The sequence below is a fragment of the Streptomyces sp. NPDC057428 genome, assembly GCF_042803195.1.
Lineage (GTDB): Bacteria > Actinomycetota > Actinomycetes > Streptomycetales > Streptomycetaceae > Streptomyces.
On the sequence record NZ_JBHVCT010000009.1, the window covers coordinates 50,429 to 69,024 of the forward strand.

The 18,596-nt window shown below is 71.6% G+C and carries 18 protein-coding genes; 8 read left to right on the forward strand and 10 right to left on the reverse strand.

Annotated features, from left to right (window positions below; all coding sequences use genetic code 11):
- Positions 1 to 48: 48 nt before the first annotated feature.
- Complete coding sequence (locus tag ACFU5K_RS05890; RefSeq protein WP_384057384.1) at positions 49 to 435, forward strand: VOC family protein; 387 nt, start codon at positions 49 to 51, stop codon at positions 433 to 435.
- A 46-nt stretch (positions 436 to 481) separates the two neighbouring features.
- A complete protein-coding gene (locus tag ACFU5K_RS05895; protein ID WP_384057386.1) occupies positions 482 to 1,033 on the forward strand; it encodes a hypothetical protein in 552 nt (183 codons plus the stop codon).
- Between the two features lie 4 nt (positions 1,034 to 1,037).
- Here ACFU5K_RS05895 and ACFU5K_RS05900 read toward each other — a convergent pair whose 3' ends face one another.
- The 5 genes from ACFU5K_RS05900 to ACFU5K_RS05920 form a co-directional block, all read right to left on the reverse strand.
- Positions 1,038 to 1,943, reverse strand: a complete 906-nt coding sequence (locus ACFU5K_RS05900; RefSeq protein ID WP_384057388.1) for a LysR family transcriptional regulator — start codon at positions 1,941 to 1,943, stop codon at positions 1,038 to 1,040.
- 29 nt (positions 1,944 to 1,972) lie between these two features.
- Positions 1,973 to 3,166, reverse strand: a complete 1,194-nt coding sequence (locus ACFU5K_RS05905) for a glycine C-acetyltransferase (RefSeq protein ID WP_384057391.1) — start codon at positions 3,164 to 3,166, stop codon at positions 1,973 to 1,975.
- A gap of 44 nt (positions 3,167 to 3,210) precedes the next feature.
- Complete coding sequence (tdh, locus tag ACFU5K_RS05910; protein WP_384057394.1) at positions 3,211 to 4,239, reverse strand: L-threonine 3-dehydrogenase; 1,029 nt, start codon at positions 4,237 to 4,239, stop codon at positions 3,211 to 3,213.
- Between the two features lie 242 nt (positions 4,240 to 4,481).
- Positions 4,482 to 4,607 (reverse strand): hypothetical protein, encoded by a 126-nt coding sequence (locus ACFU5K_RS05915; RefSeq protein WP_384057513.1) that lies wholly within the window; start codon positions 4,605 to 4,607, stop codon positions 4,482 to 4,484.
- 141 nt (positions 4,608 to 4,748) lie between these two features.
- Positions 4,749 to 5,585: an alpha/beta fold hydrolase gene (locus ACFU5K_RS05920; RefSeq protein WP_384057396.1), complete on the reverse strand. Its 837-nt coding sequence runs from the start codon at positions 5,583 to 5,585 to the stop codon at positions 4,749 to 4,751.
- Positions 5,586 to 5,781: 196 nt separating this feature from the next.
- Between ACFU5K_RS05920 and ACFU5K_RS05925 the strand changes: the two genes are divergently transcribed.
- On the forward strand, positions 5,782 to 8,193 hold the full coding sequence (locus ACFU5K_RS05925) for a GTPase-associated protein 1-related protein (protein ID WP_384057399.1): 2,412 nt from the start codon (positions 5,782 to 5,784) through the stop codon (positions 8,191 to 8,193).
- A gap of 123 nt (positions 8,194 to 8,316) precedes the next feature.
- Positions 8,317 to 8,793: a hypothetical protein gene (locus tag ACFU5K_RS05930; RefSeq protein ID WP_384057401.1), complete on the forward strand. Its 477-nt coding sequence runs from the start codon at positions 8,317 to 8,319 to the stop codon at positions 8,791 to 8,793.
- A gap of 66 nt (positions 8,794 to 8,859) precedes the next feature.
- Here ACFU5K_RS05930 and ACFU5K_RS05935 read toward each other — a convergent pair whose 3' ends face one another.
- On the reverse strand, positions 8,860 to 10,440 hold the full coding sequence (locus tag ACFU5K_RS05935) for an IS1182 family transposase (RefSeq protein ID WP_384057403.1): 1,581 nt from the start codon (positions 10,438 to 10,440) through the stop codon (positions 8,860 to 8,862).
- A gap of 285 nt (positions 10,441 to 10,725) precedes the next feature.
- Between ACFU5K_RS05935 and ACFU5K_RS05940 the strand changes: the two genes are divergently transcribed.
- Positions 10,726 to 11,274 (forward strand): TetR/AcrR family transcriptional regulator, encoded by a 549-nt coding sequence (locus tag ACFU5K_RS05940; RefSeq protein WP_384057406.1) that lies wholly within the window; start codon positions 10,726 to 10,728, stop codon positions 11,272 to 11,274.
- A 40-nt stretch (positions 11,275 to 11,314) separates the two neighbouring features.
- Positions 11,315 to 13,504, forward strand: coding sequence for an MMPL family transporter (locus tag ACFU5K_RS05945; protein WP_384057408.1), 2,190 nt, complete (start codon positions 11,315 to 11,317; stop codon positions 13,502 to 13,504).
- 143 nt (positions 13,505 to 13,647) lie between these two features.
- Here the strand turns inward: ACFU5K_RS05945 and msrB are convergent, their stop codons facing one another.
- From msrB to ACFU5K_RS05965, 4 genes are all read right to left on the reverse strand, one after another.
- Positions 13,648 to 14,055: a peptide-methionine (R)-S-oxide reductase MsrB gene (gene msrB, locus ACFU5K_RS05950; RefSeq protein WP_327113231.1), complete on the reverse strand. Its 408-nt coding sequence runs from the start codon at positions 14,053 to 14,055 to the stop codon at positions 13,648 to 13,650.
- A 9-nt stretch (positions 14,056 to 14,064) separates the two neighbouring features.
- Positions 14,065 to 15,459, reverse strand: a complete 1,395-nt coding sequence (gene murC, locus ACFU5K_RS05955) for a UDP-N-acetylmuramate--L-alanine ligase (protein ID WP_384057411.1) — start codon at positions 15,457 to 15,459, stop codon at positions 14,065 to 14,067.
- Positions 15,460 to 15,508: 49 nt separating this feature from the next.
- Complete coding sequence (locus ACFU5K_RS05960) at positions 15,509 to 15,961, reverse strand: indole-3-glycerol phosphate synthase (RefSeq protein WP_384057414.1); 453 nt, start codon at positions 15,959 to 15,961, stop codon at positions 15,509 to 15,511.
- Positions 15,962 to 16,119: 158 nt separating this feature from the next.
- Positions 16,120 to 16,890, reverse strand: a complete 771-nt coding sequence (locus ACFU5K_RS05965; protein WP_384057417.1) for a pyrimidine reductase family protein — start codon at positions 16,888 to 16,890, stop codon at positions 16,120 to 16,122.
- Between the two features lie 59 nt (positions 16,891 to 16,949).
- Between ACFU5K_RS05965 and zapE the strand changes: the two genes are divergently transcribed.
- Both zapE and ACFU5K_RS05975 read left to right on the forward strand, forming a co-directional pair.
- A complete protein-coding gene (gene zapE, locus ACFU5K_RS05970; RefSeq protein WP_384057420.1) occupies positions 16,950 to 18,041 on the forward strand; it encodes a cell division protein ZapE in 1,092 nt (363 codons plus the stop codon).
- 82 nt (positions 18,042 to 18,123) lie between these two features.
- Complete coding sequence (locus tag ACFU5K_RS05975; RefSeq protein WP_384057423.1) at positions 18,124 to 18,549, forward strand: OsmC family protein; 426 nt, start codon at positions 18,124 to 18,126, stop codon at positions 18,547 to 18,549.
- Positions 18,550 to 18,596: the final 47 nt, after the last annotated feature.

Consider the following 18,596-nt stretch of genomic DNA (forward strand, 5'->3'; position numbering starts at 1 on the left):
GTGTTACGTATAACCAATCTCTCCCCCACTCCGAGGACGAGGATCCCCATGTCCCACATCGCCCTGGTCACGCTGGTCGTCCGCGACTACGACGAAGCCCTGTCCTTCTACACGGGCGCCCTCGGATTCGAGCTGGTGGAGGACACGGACCGGGGCGACGGCACCCGCTGGGTGGTCGTGCGGCCGCGCGGCACGACGGGCACGGGACTGCTGCTGGCCCAGGCCAGGGACGACGCCCAGCTGGGATGCGTCGGGGCGCAGACGGGCGGTCGCGTCGGCTTCTTCCTGCACACGGAGGACTTCGCGGGCGACGACGAGCGGATGCTGGCGGCCGGGGTCCGCTTCCTGGAGGAGCCGCGGCACGAGACGTACGGCTCGGTCGCCGTCTTCGAGGACCTGTACGGCAACCGGTGGGACCTGCTGGAGCCCGCGTGAGTCCTCGCTCTTCCCGAACGGCACCTCAACTCGCCATAATCGCCGCATGCCAGCAGAGAGCGCGGCTCCGGTGTACGAGGCGCGGTACGGCGTGGACCGCAGGAGTCTGGGGGTGCTGGCCGGGTCAGCCCTGTTCACCGTGTTCCTGGCGCTGGCCGACTTCACGCTGGTCCAGCGGGTCCTGGGACTTGTCCTGTTCGGCGGTGGCGGAGTCTTCTTTGCCTTCACGACCGTGAGCCGCAAGGTGGCTTTCCGGGTCGACGGGACCGGGGTGCTGCTCGGCGGATCGCCCGCGCGTTACCAGGCGACCACGGCCCATGTTCCCTGGGAGGACATCACGGCTGTCGTCCTCTGGCGGCAGCACTCGGCCGCTGGCATCCCCTGGGTGGGGGTCGCCCGCCGCCCGGAGGCAGGCCCGCTGCCGGGCCCCGGTCAGGGCCGGGCCGCCCGGGCCACGATGCGGGCGCTGGCGCCCGAAGTCCCCGCCGACGTGGCCCTGGCCTCACGGGCCGTCAGCGGCTGGCGCCTCGACCGGGACGCGCTGTCCGCCGCGGTCGCTCACTTCGCCCCCGGCGTCCAGGTGGTCGACGCGGGGTGAGGTCCTACGCCGGTCCGGCCGCCGCCGCCAGCGCGTCCAGGACCGGCTTGATCAGCGGATGGCCCTCGGCCCCGTGCCGCACAGCGGCGAAGACCCGCCGGGTCGGGGCGACGCCCTCGACCGGGCGCACCACCGCATCGGCCGGCTCGGTGCCGCGCAGCGCCGAACGGGGAACCAGCGCCACCCCGGCGCCCGCCCCGGCCAGCGCGACCACCGCGTGGAAGTCGTCCGACGAGTGTTCCAGCCGGGGTGCGAATCCGGCGAGCTCGCAGGCCAGGACCACCACGTCATGGCAGGGGTTGCCGGGGTAGGGGCCGATCCAGGCGTCCTTGGCGAGGTCCCCGACGGCCACCTGTTCCTGCCCTGCGAGGGGGTGGCCGGCGGGAAGCACCGCGTCGAAGGGCTCCGAGTACAGCGGCACCCGGGTCAGCCGCCGGTCGTCCTCGCCGGGGGCGCCGCGGTATTCGACGGCGACCGCCACATCGACCTGGCGGTCCAGCACCATCGGCACGCTGGCGTCACCCTCCGCGTCCTGCACCCGCACCCGGATGCCGGGGGCGGTGCGTGACAGCTCGGCGATCGCGGGCGCGAGGACGAGTCCGATGCCCGTCGCGAACGCGGCGACGGTGACGGTGCCGGCCACACCCGCGCCGTAGTCGGCGAGCTCCGCCTCGGCCCGCTCCAACTGCGCGAGCACCGCGTTGGCATGGGTCAGCAGGATCTCGCCCGCCGTCGTCAGCCGGGCGCCGCGCGCACCACGCTCGACGAGCCGGTGGCCGGTCTCCTGTTCCAGGGCGGCGAGCTGCTGGGAGACCGCCGAGGGGGTGAGGTAGAGCGCGGCGGCCGCGGCAGTCACCGTACGGTGGTCGGCCACGGCACGCAGGATGCGCAGCCGCCGTGCATCGATCATGCCCCCATTGTCCCTGGTCGCGGGAGTTGTTACGCCTCCAGCGCCTTGCGCGCGTCGACGAAGGCGTCGACGGCCCGGTGGACGTCCTCGGTGGAGTGGGCGGCGGAGAGCTGGACGCGGATGCGCGCGGCCCCCTGCGGGACGACGGGGTAGGAGAACCCGATCACGTACACACCGCGCTCGAGGAGCAGCTCCGCCATCCGGCCTGCCTTCGCCGCGTCCCCGATCATCACGGGGGCGATGGCGTGGTCGCCGGGCAGGATGTCGAAGCCCTCCTCGGTCATCCGGGAGCGGAAGAGCGCGGTGTTGGCGTTGAGCCGCTCGCGCAGGTCGCCCGCGGACTCCAGCAGGTCGATGACCTTGAGGGAGGCGGCGGCGATGACCGGGGCGAGCGAGTTGGAGAAGAGGTACGGGCGCGAGCGCTGGCGCAGCAGGGCCACGATCTCGGCGCGGGCCGCGACGTAACCGCCGGAGGCGCCGCCCAGGGCCTTGCCGAGCGTGCCGGTGATGATGTCGACGCGGTCCATGACGCCGTGCAGTTCGGGGGTGCCCCGGCCGCCCGGGCCGACGAATCCGACGGCGTGCGAGTCGTCGACCATCACCATGGCGCCGTAGCGGTCGGCGAGGTCGCAGATCTCGGCCAGCGGGGCGACGTATCCGTCCATGGAGAAGACACCGTCGGTGACGACGAGGCGGCGCCGTGCCCCCGAGGCCTCCTTGAGCTGCTGCTCCAGGTCGGCCATGTCGCGGTTGGCGTAGCGGTAGCGCTTGGCCTTGGACAGGCGGATGCCGTCGATGATGGAGGCGTGGTTGAGGGCGTCGGAGATCACCGCGTCCTCGGGGCCGAGCAGGGTCTCGAAGACTCCGCCGTTGGCGTCGAAGCAGGAGGAGTAGAGGATCGTGTCCTCCTGGCCGAGGAAGGCCGAGAGCCGCTGCTCCAGCTCCTTGTGGACCTCCTGGGTGCCGCAGATGAAGCGGACGGAGGCCAGGCCGTAGCCCCAGCGGTCCAGCGCCTCGTGGGCCGCGGCGACGACCTCGGGGTGATCGGCGAGGCCGAGGTAGTTGTTGGCGCAGAAGTTGAGGACCTCGCCGGCGCGGCCACCGGACGTGACGGCGACGGTGGCGGACTGCGGGGTGCCGATGACCCGCTCGGGCTTCTGGAGCCCGGCTTCGCGGATCTCGTCGAGGGTCGTGCGCAGGTCGTCGCGTACGGAATCGAACATTGAGGATGTCTCCCAGATGGTTACGGGGGTGCGTGCGAGGAGCTTCAGGAGGCCCAGTCGAGCAGTACCTTGCCACCGAGACCGCTCGCGGCGTCATCGAATGCGGCTTCGAAGTCGCGGTACCCGTACCGTCCGGTGATCACCGGGGCGAGGTCGAGCCCGCCCTCCAGGAGTACGGACATGGCGTACCAGGTCTCGTACATCTCGCGGCCGTAGATGCCCTTGATCGTGAGCATCGAGGTGACGATGCGGGACCAGTCGACCGGGAACTCCGCCGCGGGAAGGCCGAGCATCGCGATCCGTCCGCCGTGCGTCATGTTCGCGATCATGTCCCGCATGGCCTCGGGGCGCCCGGACATCTCCAGGCCGATGTCGAAGCCCTCACGCAGGCCGAGGTGGCGCTGGCCGTCGGCGACGGTCTCGGTGCCGACGTTCAGGGCCAGGTCCACCCCGACCTTCCTGGCGATCTCCAGCCGCGCCTCGCTCACGTCGGTGATGACGACGTTGCGGGCACCCGCGTGGCGGGCGACGGCGGCGGCCATGATGCCGATCGGCCCGGCTCCGGTGATCAGCACGTCCTCGCCGACCAGCGGGAAGGACAGCGCCGTGTGCACGGCGTTGCCGAACGGGTCGAAGATCGCGGCGATGTCGAGGTCGACCTTGTCCCGGTGCACCCAGACGTTCGAGGCGGGCAGCGCGAGGTACTCGGCGAACGCCCCGTCCCGGCCGACGCCGAGCCCGAGGGTGGAGCGGCACAGGTGCCGGCGGCCGGCGAGGCAGTTGCGGCACTTGCCGCACACCAGGTGGCCTTCGCCGCTGACCAGGTCGCCGACCTTGATGTCGACGACGTCCGCGCCGATCCCGGCGACCTCGCCGACGAACTCGTGCCCGAGGATCAGCGGGGTGCGCACGGCCTGCTGGGCCCAGCCGTCGTAGTTGCGGATGTGCAGGTCGGTGCCGCAGATCCCGGTGCGGAGGACCTTGATCAGCACGTCTCCGGGCCCTGTCTCGGGCTCCGGCACGTCCATCAGCCAGAGTCCGGGTTCGGCCTTGTGCTTCACGAGTGCCTTCACGGGTGCGGCTCCCTGTCCTGGTGCATGGTGAGTGCCCGGACGCGGAGATGCCGAAGTCGGCCTGCGGCCCGGGTGGCGGGGGTACGGCGGACGGGACAGAACGGAGCGCCTGCCACCGGACTCTCTGCCGTCACCAAGAAATGTGCCGCATCCAGAGCCTCAGGTCCATCGAGGATTTCTTAAGCGCGGCCGTAGATCAGCTTCAGGCCGTGGCCGGGACGGCGTACGCGGGCCGCCCGAGGTCAGGGGCGGCAGGGGCCCACGTCACGGGCGGGCCAGGGCCGGCCGTCGAGGTTCTCGATGTCGCTGTTGAGGCGCTTGAGGTACGCGGCGAACCCGGCGACCTCCTCCGGGGTCCAGTCGGCCATCACCCGTTCGAGACCACTGATGTTCTCGGCCCGCTCTGCACGGACCGGCGACCCGTCCGGCCGGTGGGGACCGCGTGCCCGCAACCCGCCGGCCGCACCGTTGCCCGCCCGGACGCGCCTCCCCCGCCTTTCCCCGCCCCGTCAGGACAGTGGTACGAACGCCCTGATGGCTTCGCTCAGCCGCTGCGGCTGGTCCTCGGGGATGAGGGTGAAGCTGTCGGCGATCTCGACGAGTTCGCCCTGGGGCAGCATCCGCGCCAGTCTCCGGCCGTGCTCCGGGGGCATGACCCTGTCCTCGGACGCCCACACGACGAGCGCCGGGCGGTCGAACGTGCGCAGCGCGTCCGCCCACCTCATGAGTTCGTCCCTGGGTGGCACCCCGAGTACGTACGCCCTGAGGTCCTTCCGGATCGCGGCGGAGGTCCACAGCGGCCGGAACCAGTCGTCCATCACCTCGTGCGGTACCGGCCGCTTGCTCATCCAGCCCCACGTCACGGGCAGCCTGCGCATCGGCTTCAGCTTCAGCAGGGCGAAGGCCAGCCGCAGCCCGCCGGGCATCTTCGCCGCGGCGAGCAGGTTGCGGCCGGGGAGACCCGGCGGATAGTTGTCGAACGACTCGCAGGACGTGATCACGAGCCTGCCGATCCGCCCGTCGCGGCCGTCCGCGACGAGGGCCTGTGCCCCGCCCCAGTCGTTCATTACCAGGGTGACGTCACGGAGGTCCAGTACCTCCAGGAACTCGGCCACCAGGTGGGCGACCCCGGGGACCGTCACATCGGCGTCCGGACGCATGGGCCGCCGGTGCGCACCGAGAGGCAGCGTGGGCACGACGCATCTGTAGTGCGGGCGGAGTCCGGCAACCACGTGCCGCCACAGCGAGCCGTTCATGGCGACGCCGTGCAGCAGGACCACCACGGGCCCGTCGCCGCCCGTGTCCTCGTACTCCACCACTCCCGCGGAAAGCGCCGCCTCGGTCATACGTCCAACCTAGAGCGTCGTCGTGCCGCGCGCGGCCCAACGGGGCGTCAGGCCTTGATAGCGTCGCCCGCACGACTACGGAAGGCTCCCCGCCGGGGTCGTCGCTCCGCCGGGCCGGGCCGCCCCAACAGGGCGGCGAGCGGTGGCCGGTGCGTGGGACGGGGACGCACGTGGCAGGGACGATGAGGGCCTACGCATGAGCCTCCCGCAGTTGCACTACACCTCCGTCGCGTCCGGCGACGGGGAGACCGGTGGCCGCTTCGCCGCCACCGACCCCGCGATACCGGGGCCGGTCCGTGCCGAAGCCGCTCCGCTTCTGTCCTACGAGGCTCCGGCAGGCACTCCCGACCGGCTCTCCGATGCCCAACTCCGCTCGCTTCCGGTCGCGTTCGGATTCGTCGCACTCTCAGACGGCAGCCATCTCGTCAGTCGCGCGGTCGCCACAGGACCGGGACGGTTCCACGCCCACGCCGTGCATCTGACGCCCGGTACGCCGATACCCGGCGGGGTGCTCCCCGTCGCGGCGTGGGGCGCGCCGGGATGGCTCTCCGCGGCACCGGACCGTACCCCGCCCGATCCGCTGACCTCGCTGTTCGCCGGACACGGCCCCTCGCGGGGGCTCACCCGGGAGGGCCTCGGCGACTTCGCGGTGTCCCGCAGCCCGTGGCTCGCTGCCGTCCTGGCCGACCTGCGCCGGGCGAGCGAGGACCTCTCTGCGCCCCGGGTCGTCCTCGTGGAACGGCAGAGCGCCGATGTGGCCCGATGGGTCGCGCTGGCCGCCGCCGCACTGCCCCGGGAGCACGCCGAGCGGCTGAGCTTCACCACGTACACCCGTCATCCCGGGCGCACCGCGCACCACGTCGTCGGTGTCCTGCCGGAGGACGCGCCGGACATCAGCGACCCCCGTTTCCGCGTGCACGCCGCTTCGGGACCGCGGCCGGCCGCGGTGGTGGACGACGCCTGGGCCGGGACCGCCGCCCGCATCTGGCGCAGCAGGGCCCCGGAGCTGTTCCACGACGCGGCCGAGCTGCCGGGCGAGCCCTTCGCCGCAGGCCCGCTCGCGGTGACGGCACTGGGCGCCGGTATCGCGCTCGGCTCCAACGAGCGTGCTGCGGCGGCCGACTGGGCGGCCGAGCGGCCGTACGCGCTGGACGAGAAGCGCACCCGGCAGCTGACCGACGCGCTGACCGCACCCGCCGACGACCGTACTGCGGCGGAGTGCGCCGCGGCGCTCCGGCTGCTGACGGCGCTGGACGGCCGCTGCCCCGCATCCGTGACCGCACCGCTGGCCGCCCTCCTGGTGACCGAGGCGGTACGGGGCGACGACGTGACCCTGGAGCCTCCCGCGCGCTCGGTGTTCGAGGGCCCTGACGGGGAGCGTGCGCTCGCCGCTCTCGTCGACGAGCTGGGCGGCGAACTGCTGGCCGAGCTCTCCGCCGCGCCCCGCGGTGTCGCGCGGACCGTGCAGGTGCTACGGCTCGTACGGCTGCTGGGCCTCGACTCCGCGGAACTGCTACCCGAAGCCGTACGCCGCCTGGCCCGCGCCCTGCTCGACGACGGCGGGGCCGAGGTGTGTCCCGCGCTGCTGGAGCTGCTGGACGAGCAGTTCGACGTACGTACGGCGTTGCTGGGCGAGCTGGACCGGCTCGCGCCGGACCACCCCGCGGCGACCGAGGACCTCCTGTCCCGGGTCGCACTGCCGTTCACCGGAACCCAGGCCCTGCCGCATCTGCGCATGTGCGCCGAGGCGCCCGGTGCCAGGGCGAGGGGCACCGGGCGGGTGGCCGTCCTGCACACCGTGCTGCGCGCGGCGGGCATGTCCCCCTTCGCCGAGCCGCTGGTGCTGCGGACCGCGGTGGGCCTGGTGTGGGGCGAGGACACCCCGTCGGCGGACGAGGCCAGGTCGCTGCTGGACGAGACGACGTCCGACGCCCACCGGACCGCCGGCACCTGGGTGCGCCTGGTCGACGCCGCGCTCGCGGCCCCCGCCGGTGACGCGGACGCCGCCGAGCTCGCCCATGATCTGCTGCGCGGCTTCCCGCAGCAGATCGACGCCCGGGTGCGCGCCTGTCTGATGCTCCTGGACTTCGCGCGCGACATCCGCTCCGGATCGGCTGAACCCGGCTGGGCCGACCACGCCAGAGCGCTGCGCAGCCGCGCCGAACCGGTGGCGCCCTCGACGCTCGCGCATGCCTACGGGGCCCTGGCGGAACGGCTGCTGGCACCGGACCGGCCGGAGGCCGAGCTGTACGCGTTCGTGCACAGCGGGGACGAGGACCTGATCGCGGCGTACGGCACGGCCGCCCGCCGCGAAGAGGTCCGGGCGCTACTGGCCACCGACCCCGCGTACGTGGCGGACTGCTTCACCGTGTGGAACGCCCATCCGCACGCGGGCGCCCCCTGGACCCGGACCCGCACCGCCCTGCTCGACGAGGTGCTGCGCCCGGCCGTCCGGGCCCTGTCGGCGGAGGGGCTGGCGGCGGCGGAGCAGGCGGTGGAACGCGAGGGGAGCAGCCGCACCCTGGAGACCTTCCGCACCTGGAACCGCCCGCCCCGCTCCCTGGGCCGCCTCGGCAAACGCATCGCGGGCCGGGTGCGCCGGGGCTGACCTCGCGGCGCCCGTTCGCACGTGTTCGGTGCGGGTACGCCGGCCCCCGTGGGGCGGGTACCGTTGGGGGCTCTGATCTCGTGTGCCTCCTGACGGGCTGCGTGACACCCCGGGAGGAACAGGATGACGACGAACCGCGGACGCAAGGACGTGATCCGGGACCGGATGGCCGCGACCGGCGAGTCGTACAACGTCGCCGCGCGGAATCTGAAGGCGATGAAGGACATGGGCGCCACGCGTGACGCCATGCTCGTCCAGCGCTGGCAGCCCGCCGAGTCGCTGGACGTGCCCTGCCCCTGCGGGGGCACGTGCGAGCCGGGCGAGACCTGCGGCCACTGCCACGCCCGGCACATGCACGTGAAGCGCTACCCGGGCAGCGTGACCGACGTCGAGGTCTGGGCGGACCGGTACGAGTGCATGGGCTGCTCGTCCTCGTACACGCTGACCGTCCGTCTCGCCGGGCGCCCGTGGGGCGTCGCGGAGACCGTGGTGCAGGGCGGGGCGGCCGAGGAGGTCGTGCGGGCCCGGGTGTTCCCGGGGGTCGCGCACCCGTTGCTGCGGGCCGAGGCCACAGCGGAGTCCGGGGCCGACGAGGAATAGGCCCTAGAAGACCGCTGAAAATCTTGTTGTGGGGGCTGTCCGGCCGCGTGTCGGGCGGCCCCTTCGCTATGTGGTGGCCGGGATGAGTCGCCAGGTGCTGCCGGTTCGGGTGAGTCCGAGGTGGATGAGTCGGCGGAGGTTGAGGGCTGCTGCGCGGTGGTGGAGCCAGGTGTCGTTCTTCAGGACGCCTCGGTAGGGCACTCTGCGGTTGCCCCGTGCGACGAGCCAGGCGATGGCTCGTTCGACCGGTGGCCGCCAGCGCCGGTACTCGGTCTGCCAGCCGGGTCTGGTAGCGGCTTCGTCGCGGGCGGCTTTGAGCAGGTCGTACTTGGCGTGGACAGTGAAGACCCGGCCGGTCTTGGACTTCGTGCAGCGCTCCCGTAGCGGGCAGCCGGCGCACAGTTTCTTGAACTGGGCCTGGCGCTCGCCGCCCTGGCGGACCTGGCCGAGGGGGACGGTGTGTCCGGCCGGGCAGGTGACCTGCCCGGCTGTGGTGTCGACGTCGAAGTCATCGGCGGTGAACCCGCCGGGAACGGCCGGCCGCAGGGGCGGTGGTTTGAGGACCAGGTCATGGCCCTGTCCCTGCAGGTGTTCGCGTAACTCGCCCGTGCCGTAAGCGGCGTCACCCAAGACGGTGACCGGGCTCTCCTCGTCCGCGAGGAGGTCCTGGGCGACGGCGGCCTCGTGGTTGCCTGCCCCGCTGCCGGCGGTCAGCGCGACCTCGGTGAACAGCCCTTCCTCGGGCTCGAACGCCACATGGGCACGGAAACCCTCCTGGTGACGGGAGCGGTTCTTGTGGATGTGCCGGGCCTCGGAATCGACCGTGGAAACGGTGCGGTCGTAGACCGTGCGACGGGCGATGCGCCACCGCCCGTCCCGCCCGTCGGAGCCGTCGACGGGTTCGACGTCCTGCCCGGCGACCAGCGCGAGAAGCCCGACCGCGTGCGCCGCGGCCTCTCCCAGCTCCTGATCAGGCAGGCGGCCCAGCAGGTTCACCGCATCCGTGACCAGGGCGTCGACCAGATTGGCGCGGGCCTGCTCGTCGTTCCAGACGATCTTCGGTTTGCCCGGGTCGGTGTAGTCGTGGGCGGTGCACCACCGCTCGGCGACCTGCTGGGCACCGGGGACCTCACGGATCACCCGGCGGATCGCGGCGACCAGCTGAGTGACCGTGTCCTGGGTGGCGACCGCGTCGTCCAGCACCGTGGAGTCCAGCGCCCGGCGCTGCTTCCCCTTGAGGACACCGGTGGCCGCGGCGACCTCCCTGACCTTGGAGAACAGCCGGTTCGGGTGACTGGAGCGCTGCAGCCGGCGCCGGAAATACGTCAGCAGCGACGGATCGAAGGCGGTGTCATGCAGCCCGAGTCCGCACGCGGCCTTCCAGCGCAGGTCACAGCGCAGCTCCTGCACCGTCTCGAAGTCAGAGAGCCCGTACAGGCTCTGGAGCACCACCGTGGCGGCCAGCACCTGCGGCGGCAGCGACGGACGCCCGTTCGTCGAGGGATACATGTCGGCGAACATCACACCGGGGAAGATGACCTCGCGATGCTCAGCCAGGAAAGCGAACACGCTCCCGGCCGGGATCAACTCCCGGCACGTCTCCCACACGTCCTCGCCGACGCTCTCCCCAGCCCATTCCCCCTGCATGAACACAAGACTGGCCCCACTCCACCCAGAGCGGGGCCAGAACCCAATATTTTCAGCGGTCTTCTAGAGCCGTACCGTCCCCCGGCCCCACCCGGACCGAAGTCACCGAAGGCCCTCCAGTTCCACTGGGGGGGTCTTCGTCCGTCCACCGGTCGAGCCGGGGGTAGCAGCCAGGCGCCCTTTTCCGCTTCCCCCACCACAGCAACCGCCCGAAAGTGGCGTGGCTCACAGAAAACAGCTGACCGATCGGCCAGTTCTGACCGATCGGTCAGCTACGGTGTCCGCATGCCCCGTCAGCCTTCCCCGATGCGCCGTCAGATTCTCGACTCGGCGCTGCGCCTCTTCGCCGAGCACGGCTTCAAGGGGACCTCGCTGCACGACATCGCCGTCGAAGCGCGTTGCTCCAAGGCGTCCCTGCTCTATCACTTCGCCGGCAAGGACGCGATCCTCACGGAGCTGCTGACCCCTCCGGCCGAGAGCCTCTCCGCCATGAGGGACGAGTTGGCGCCGCTGGAGGACGACCGGGCCGCGGAAGCGGCCGTGGCCGTCTACGTGGGCCTGGCGATGCGCTTCCGCCAGGAGATAAAGATCATCTTCGCCGAGCTGCCCGACATGCTCGGCCACCCGGTCCTGGCCGTCATCCCCCAGGCGGTCGACCAGCTCGCGGACGCGCTGGCCGGCCGTTCGCGGGAACCGGCGGCGCGCGTGTCGGCGCAGATGGTGATCGGCGGCGTGGCGGTCACGGTCGCCGCCGACGTGGACGTCGCCCCGGACGAGATGCGCGCCGCACTGGTGCAGGGCGCGCTGAGAACCCTCGGGCATCCCGTCAGCTGACAGAAGTCGTCCCGTTCGAAGAGAAAGACGCCTCTATCGCATGGCCATCCTGCTCTACCGGCTCGGCCGGCTCTCCTTCCGGCGCCGGGGGCGCGTCCTCGCGCTCTGGCTCCTGCTTCTCGCCCTGCTCGGAGGAGGAGCGGCGGCCTTCAACGGGCCCACGACCAGCAAGTTCTCGATTCCGGGCACAGAGTCGCAGAAGGCCCTGGACTCCCTGTCCCGGGAGTTCCCGCAGGCGGGCGGTGCCACCGGGACCATAGTCGTCGCCGCGCCCGAGGGCGGGAAACTGACGCCCGAGACGGTCGCTCCCGTGACCGGCGAGGCCGCGAAGGTCCCCGGCGTCCTCGCCGCCATCGACCCCTTCGTGTCCAAGGCCATCTCGCGCGACGGCCGCTACGCGCTGATCCAGGTGCAGTTCGCCACAGGGGTCGACGGCATCACCGACGCCCAGCGCGAGGCATTCTCGAAGGCGGGCGCGTCCGTCGACGACCTGCGCGTGGAGCACGGCGGCGAGATCATGCGCGGTGTACCCGAGGTCGGCTCGACCGAGGTCATCGGGGTCGGGGTCGCCGCACTCGTGCTCATCCTGACCTTCGGCTCCCTGGTGGCGGCGGGCATGACACTCCTGAACGCACTGGTCGGTGTGGCGGCCGGCATGGCCGGGCTGTTCGCGCTCAGCAGCACCGTGGAGCTGACGAGCACCGCACCGATCCTGGCGCTCATGCTGGGCCTGGCCGTCGGCATCGACTACGCCCTGTTCATCACGTCCCGCTACCGCACGTACGTCGCGGACGGCATGGACGGTGAGGAGGCGGCCGGCCGCGCGGCCGGTACAGCCGGGTCCGCCGTGGTCTTCGCGGGCGCCACCGTCGTCATCGCACTGGCGGGGCTCGCCGTCGCCGGGGTGCCCTTCCTCACGGTGATGGGCCTCGCCGCGGCGGCCACCGTCGCTCTCGCGGTGCTGGTGTCCCTCACACTCCTCCCGGCCGTCCTCGGCTTCGCGGGAGTACGGGTACTGCCCCGCAAGCAGAGGAACCTGGACAGGACCTCGGGCGCCGCATCCGCCGAGGCGCACGGCGGTCCCGGTGCCAGCACCGGGTTCGGCTTCCGCTGGGGCCGGGTCGTGGCGCGGCTACGCGTTCCCCTGCTGCTCGTCGGCGTGATCGGCCTGGGCGCACTGGCCCTCCCCCTGCAGGACATGCGCCTGGCGCTGCCCGACGCGAGCACCGAAGCCGAGGGCTCCCCCAACCGCGAGGCGTACGACCTGACCACCCAGGGATTCGGGGAAGGCTTCAACGGACGGCTGATCGCCGTCGTCTCGGGCGACACCCCGGAGGCGACCGGCGCCGCGGCCGAGGAGGCGGCCGGGCTGATCACGAAGACCGACGGAGTACTCGCCGTCGCCCCTCCGCAGACGAACGAGCGGGGCACCACGGCGCTGCTGGCCGTGATTCCGAGGACGGGTCCGACCGATGCCGCGACGGAGGACACCGTCAACGCGATCCGCGACCGGGTGGAGAATGTGCGAGGGGCGTCCGTGGCACTGACGGGTGCCACCGCGGTCGGCATCGACGTCTCCGAGAAGCTCGCCCACGCCCTGCCGGTCTACCTGCTGCTCGTGGTCGGGCTGTCTGTCCTGCTGCTCATGCTGGTCTTCCGCTCGATCCTGGTACCGGTCAAGGCGGCGCTGGGCTTCCTGCTGACCATCGGCGCCACGTTCGGCATCACCGTGGCCATCTTCCAGCAGGGCCGTCTGGCGAATCTGGTCGGCCTCGACACCCCCGGACCGCTGGTCAGCTTCCTGCCGATCCTTCTGATCGGCATCCTGTTCGGGCTGGCCATGGACTACGAGGTCTTCCTCGTCTCGCGGATGCGGGAGGACTTCGTCCACGGCAGCGACGCCCGCGAGTCGGTCGTCAGCGGTGTCGGCCACAACGCGCGAGTGGTCTCGGCGGCGGCGATCATCATGACCGCCGTCTTCGGCGGCTTCGTGCTGATGCACGACCCGGTCATCAAGTCGATCGGCTTCGCCTTGGCCGTCGGCGTGCTCGTCGACGCCTTCGTGGTCCGCATGACCCTCGTACCTGCGGTCATGCACCTGCTGGGGCGTGCCGCCTGGTGGCTGCCCCGTCCGGTGGACCGGATCCTGCCGGACCTCGACATCGAGGGCGAGCGGCTCCAGCAGGTGATCCCGGTGCAACGGCCGACGGCGGAGCTCACGAAGGTGTGAGCCGGGACCGGTCGCGGAGGGGCCACAAGCGGCCCCCACCCGCGTGACCGGAACTCACCGCCGCCCGCCAGGAGTGCGTCTCCTGGCGGGCGGCGTCGTGCGGTGCCCCGGCCGGCCTCCGCCGCCGGGGTTTCTCGCGTCTCTCAGGCCTCGTCGGGCGCCAGTGTCAGCGAGATCGAGTTGATGCAGTACCGCTGGTCCGTCGGCGTCGGGTAGCCCTCACCCTCGAACACGTGTCCGAGGTGTGAACCGCAGCGGGCACAGCGCACCTCGGTGCGGGCCATGCCGAGGCTGTCGTCACGGAGCAGCTCGACGGCGTCGGTGTCCTTCGGGTCGTAGAAGGAAGGCCAGCCGCAGTGCGACTCGAATTTGGTGTCGGAGCGGAACAGCTCCGCACCACAGGCACGGCAGGAGTAGAGGCCCGCCGTCTTGGTATCGGTGTACTCACCCACGAAGGCGGGCTCGGTGCCGGCCTTGCGCAGCACCGCGTACTCGGCGGGGGTCAGCTCCGCCCGCCACTGCTCGTCAGGCTTCTCGACGTCGTACGACACGGTGGCTCCTCAGCTCGACAGGTGGTCCAGGATCTGCGGGCCGAGGTCGGTGACATCGCCCGCTCCCATGGTGAGAACCAGATCGCCCGGCTTCGTCATTCCCGCGACCGCGGCGGGGACCGCGGCCTTGTCGTGGATCGCCGTGACATCGGCGCCCGAGGCCTTCGCGGCCTCGATGATCAACTCGCTCGTGACGCCCGGGAGCGGGTCCTCCCTGGCCGGGTAGATGTCCAGGACGAGGGAGGCGTCGGCGAGGGCGAGGGCCTGGCCCATCTCGGTCCCGAGCTCCTTGGTGCGGGAGAAGAGGTGGGGCTGGAAGACCACCAGGAGGCGGGCGTCCTTGGCCGCGCCGCGCATGGCCTCCAGGTCGGCGGTCATCTCCGTGGGGTGGTGCGCGTAGGAGTCGATGACTTGGACACCGGCCGCCTCGCCCTTGAGCTGGAGGCGGCGCTTGACACCGGTGTACTTGCCGATGGCCGAGGCCAGGTTGTGCGCGGGGATGCCGAGGGCGACGCCCGCGGCGAGGGCGGCGACCGCGTTGAGTGCGTAGTGGCGGCCCGGCACGGAGACGGTGAAGGTGAGGTACTTGCCGTTGAGTACGACCGTGACCTCGCTGGTCAGGCCACGCGGGGTGATCTTGTGGACCCGCACGTCGGCGGTCTCGGACTCGCCGTAGGTGACCACGTCGAGGGAGGACGCGCCGCGGACCCGCTCGGTCAGCTCGACGGCCCCGGCCTGGTCGGCGGCGATGACCAGCGTGCCGCCGGGGACGACCTTGCCGACGAAGCTCTCGAAGGACTCGTAGATCTCGTCCATCGACGCGTAGTTCGCGTGGTGGTCCAGCTCGACGTTGAGGACGATCGCGACCTGGGGGTCGTACTTCTGGAAGCTGCGGTCGCTCTCGTCGGCCTCGGCGACGAAGATGTCACCGCCGCCGTGCGTGGCGTTGGTGCCGGGGCCCTCCAGCTCGCCGCCGATGGCGTACGACGGGTCGAGTGCCAGCTCCGACAGGGCGACGGCGAGCATGGACGTGGTGGTCGTCTTGCCGTGCGTGCCTGCGACCGCGATGGCGCGCAGCCCGTCCATCAGGGAAGCGAGCGCGTCGGAGCGGTGCACGACGGGGATGCCCAGCTCGGCGGCGCGGACCAGCTCGGGGTTGTCGGCGCGGATGGCGCTGGACACGACCACCGATGTCGCGTCGTCGGCCAGGTGCCCGGCCGCGTGCCCGATGTGGACGGTCGCCCCCAGTGCGCGCAGCGCCACGGCGGTGGCGGAGTCCTTGGCGTCGCTGCCCGCCACCTTCGCCCCGCGCTGGGCGAGGATCTTCGCGATGCCCGACATTCCGGCTCCGCCGATGCCGATGAAGTGCGGCCGTTCCAGGGCGGCAGGAATACCGGGTGCCATGCGTGAGTCTCCCGAGGTGTGGCTGACGTGGGTAGGGTCCGCCCCAAGCCTATTCGCTGTGCGCGAAGAGCTTGAGCACCGGTACGCCGACCTTGTGACGGGCCCGGGACGCCCAGTCGCGGTGGAAGAACTCCTCGACGTAGTGAGGCGCCGTCATGACGATGACCTCGTCGGCCCCCGAGTCGTCGACGACGGTCTTGAGCTTGTCCAGGGGATGGTCCTCGACCACTTGGCCGACGGCCTCCGAGCCGGCCTCGCGCAGCTCCCGGAGCGAGTACTCCAGCGCCATCTCCGCCGGCTCGCGGGCCTCCTTGCCCTCCGGCTGTTCCCCCTCCCGGACGGCCTCCCTCAGCTCGCCGATCGCCACGTCGTCGATCGCTCTCAGCAGCACGTCGGCCTGGTCACTGCGGGGCTGCATCAAGACGACGAACGAGATCCGCTCCTCGCCGTGGAGGGTGGTGACGAACTCCACGTCCTCGGGAGTGAGGGGCTTCTCGATCATCAAAACGCTTGTGAACACGACGGGCGCCCTTCCGCTTCATCTTGTCGGCCACTGGGACGGCCGCTTTCGCTGAAACCATCCTTCCCCGCAATTGCACGGGGTAGCAGGACTTAGTGTGCCCACCAGGAGCTAACCGGAACGAGATATTCCGTTCAGTGTCAGATCTTCCCGTACCGGGTGAAGAGGAACCCTGATTCCTCCAGCAGGGACACGAGAGAGAAACGTTCCGGCACCGCGACCGCAGGCCCCCCGGCAATCCGCTGCGCATCCCCCGCCGTGAGCAGGGGTGACAGGGTGAGGCAGAGCTCGTCCAGCACACCGGCCGCCACGAACTGCCCGAGCAGCCGCGGTCCCCCCTCGGTGAGAAGACGGGTGTGCCCTCGGGCGGCCAGTTCCGCCACCGCGCGGGCGGGCTCGACAGCGGCGCCGTCCCCGGCGAACAGGACCTCGGCCCCGGCTTCCCTGGCCGCGCGGACCCGCTCCGAGGGTGCGGCCGTCCCAGTGATCACGAAGGTCGGGACCAGCGGCGAGACGAAGAGCGGGAGGGAGAAGTCCAGGTCGAGACTCGCGCTGACGACGGCGACGGCCGCGGCCGGGCCCTGCCCCGCCGCGGCCCGCCGGGCGGCGAAGGCCTCGCGGGCCCGTGCGGGGCGATAGCCCTCCAGACGCACCGTCTCCGCGCCGACGACCACGGCGTCGGCCAGCCCCCTCAGGGTTCCGAAGATCCGCATGTCGGCGGCGCACGAGATGCCCTGGGACCGCCCGTCGTGCTGGGCGGCACCGTCGAGGGTGGACACCATGTTGGCCCGGAGCCAGGGGCGGTCGCCCTCCGGGTAGGCGTAGGCGCCGGCCAGTTCCTCGAGCGTCCACTCGCGATCGGCGGCAGCGGCTTGGGTGGTCAGGTCCGTCACAGGGAGCAGGCGTCGCATGCCCGGCAGTCTGGCACGGCGCCGGAGGCCTTCCGGGAGAGGCCTTAAGGTGGAGAGTTGTGTCGTCCTCCACAGCCGTGCCGGGGCAGAGCCCCATAGCCGAAACGGCCCCGCAGTCCCTGTGCGCTCTCGAGCCGCGCGTCCCCGCCGACCGGCTGGTCGCGGAGATGGTGCCCCCGCCGCGCTTCGACTCGGTGCGCTTCGATACGTACGTGCCGGACCCGAACCAGCCGAGCCAGACCGAGGCCGTCGGTGTGCTCAGCTCCTTCGCGGCCGGGCTCGGCGGTGCGCACGCGACGGGTTCGGGCAAGCGCAAGTGGTTCGGGAAGAAGCACGCGGCACCGACCGGGCCGCGCGGCGTCTATCTCGACGGCGGGTACGGCGTCGGCAAGACGCACCTGCTGGCCTCGCTCTGGCACGCCACTCCGGCCGACCCCTCGCTCAAGGCGTTCGGCACCTTCGTCGAGCTGACGAACCTGGTCGGCGCGCTGGGCTTCCAGCAGACCGTACAGACGCTGGGCGGACACCGGCTCCTGTGCATCGACGAATTCGAACTGGACGACCCGGGCGACACCGTCCTGGTGTCGTCCCTGCTCAGCAGGCTCGTCGAGCAGGGCGTCGCCCTGGCCGCCACCTCGAACACGCTCCCCGGCAAGCTGGGCGAGGGCCGCTTCGCCGCGGTCGACTTCCTCCGCGAGATCCAGGGGCTGTCCGCGCACTTCAGGCCGCTGCGGATCGACGGCGAGGACTACCGCCACCGCGGACTGCCCGAGGCCCCGCCGCCGTACTCCGACGACTCCGTGACCCGGGCCGCGTACGCCACCGCAGGTGCTTCGCTGGACGACTTCCCGGCCCTCCTCGACCACCTCGCACGGGTCCATCCGAGCCGCTACGGCGCGCTGACGGACGGGATCACGGCGGTCTGCCTCACCGACGTCGGACCGGTGCCCGACCAGTCCACCGCGCTGCGCCTGGTGGTGCTCGCCGACCGGCTGTACGACCGCGAGATCCCGGTGCTCGCCTCGGGCCTGGCATTCGACCGGCTGTTCAGTGACGAGATGCTGAACGGCGGGTACCGGAAGAAGTACTTCCGCGCCATCTCGCGGCTGACGGCGCTGGCGCGCGACGCAAAGGTTCTTGTGGCGCAGTAGGTTCGGGGGCGACGGGTGTGAGGCCGCCTCAGGGCGTGTCCCGCACCCGCGTAACCTCGCACACCGTTCGAAGGGATCCATTATGGCTACCACTCGTCAGGCGCACACGGTCTGGGAAGGCAACCTGCTCGAGGGCAAGGGTGTCGTCACCCTCGACTCCTCCGGCGTCGGGGAGTTCGCGGTCTCGTGGCCGTCCCGCGCGGAGAAGGCGAACGGCAAGACCAGCCCGGAGGAGCTCATCGCCGCCGCGCACTCCAGCTGCTTCTCGATGGCCCTGTCCAACGGCCTGACGACGGCGGGCACGCCGCCGACCCGGCTGAACACGCAGGCCGAGGTCACACTGCAGCCCGGCACCGGCATCACCGGCATCCACCTCACCGTGGAGGGCGAGGTCCCCGGCCTCGACGAGGCGGGCTTCGTGAAGGCCGCCGAGGACGCCAAGGCGAACTGCCCGGTCAGCCAGGCGCTCACGGGCACCACGATCACGCTCACCGCGTCGCTGGCCTGACCTCACTCCCGTCCCAGGGGCCTCTTCAGCCCCGGGGACACAAGGGG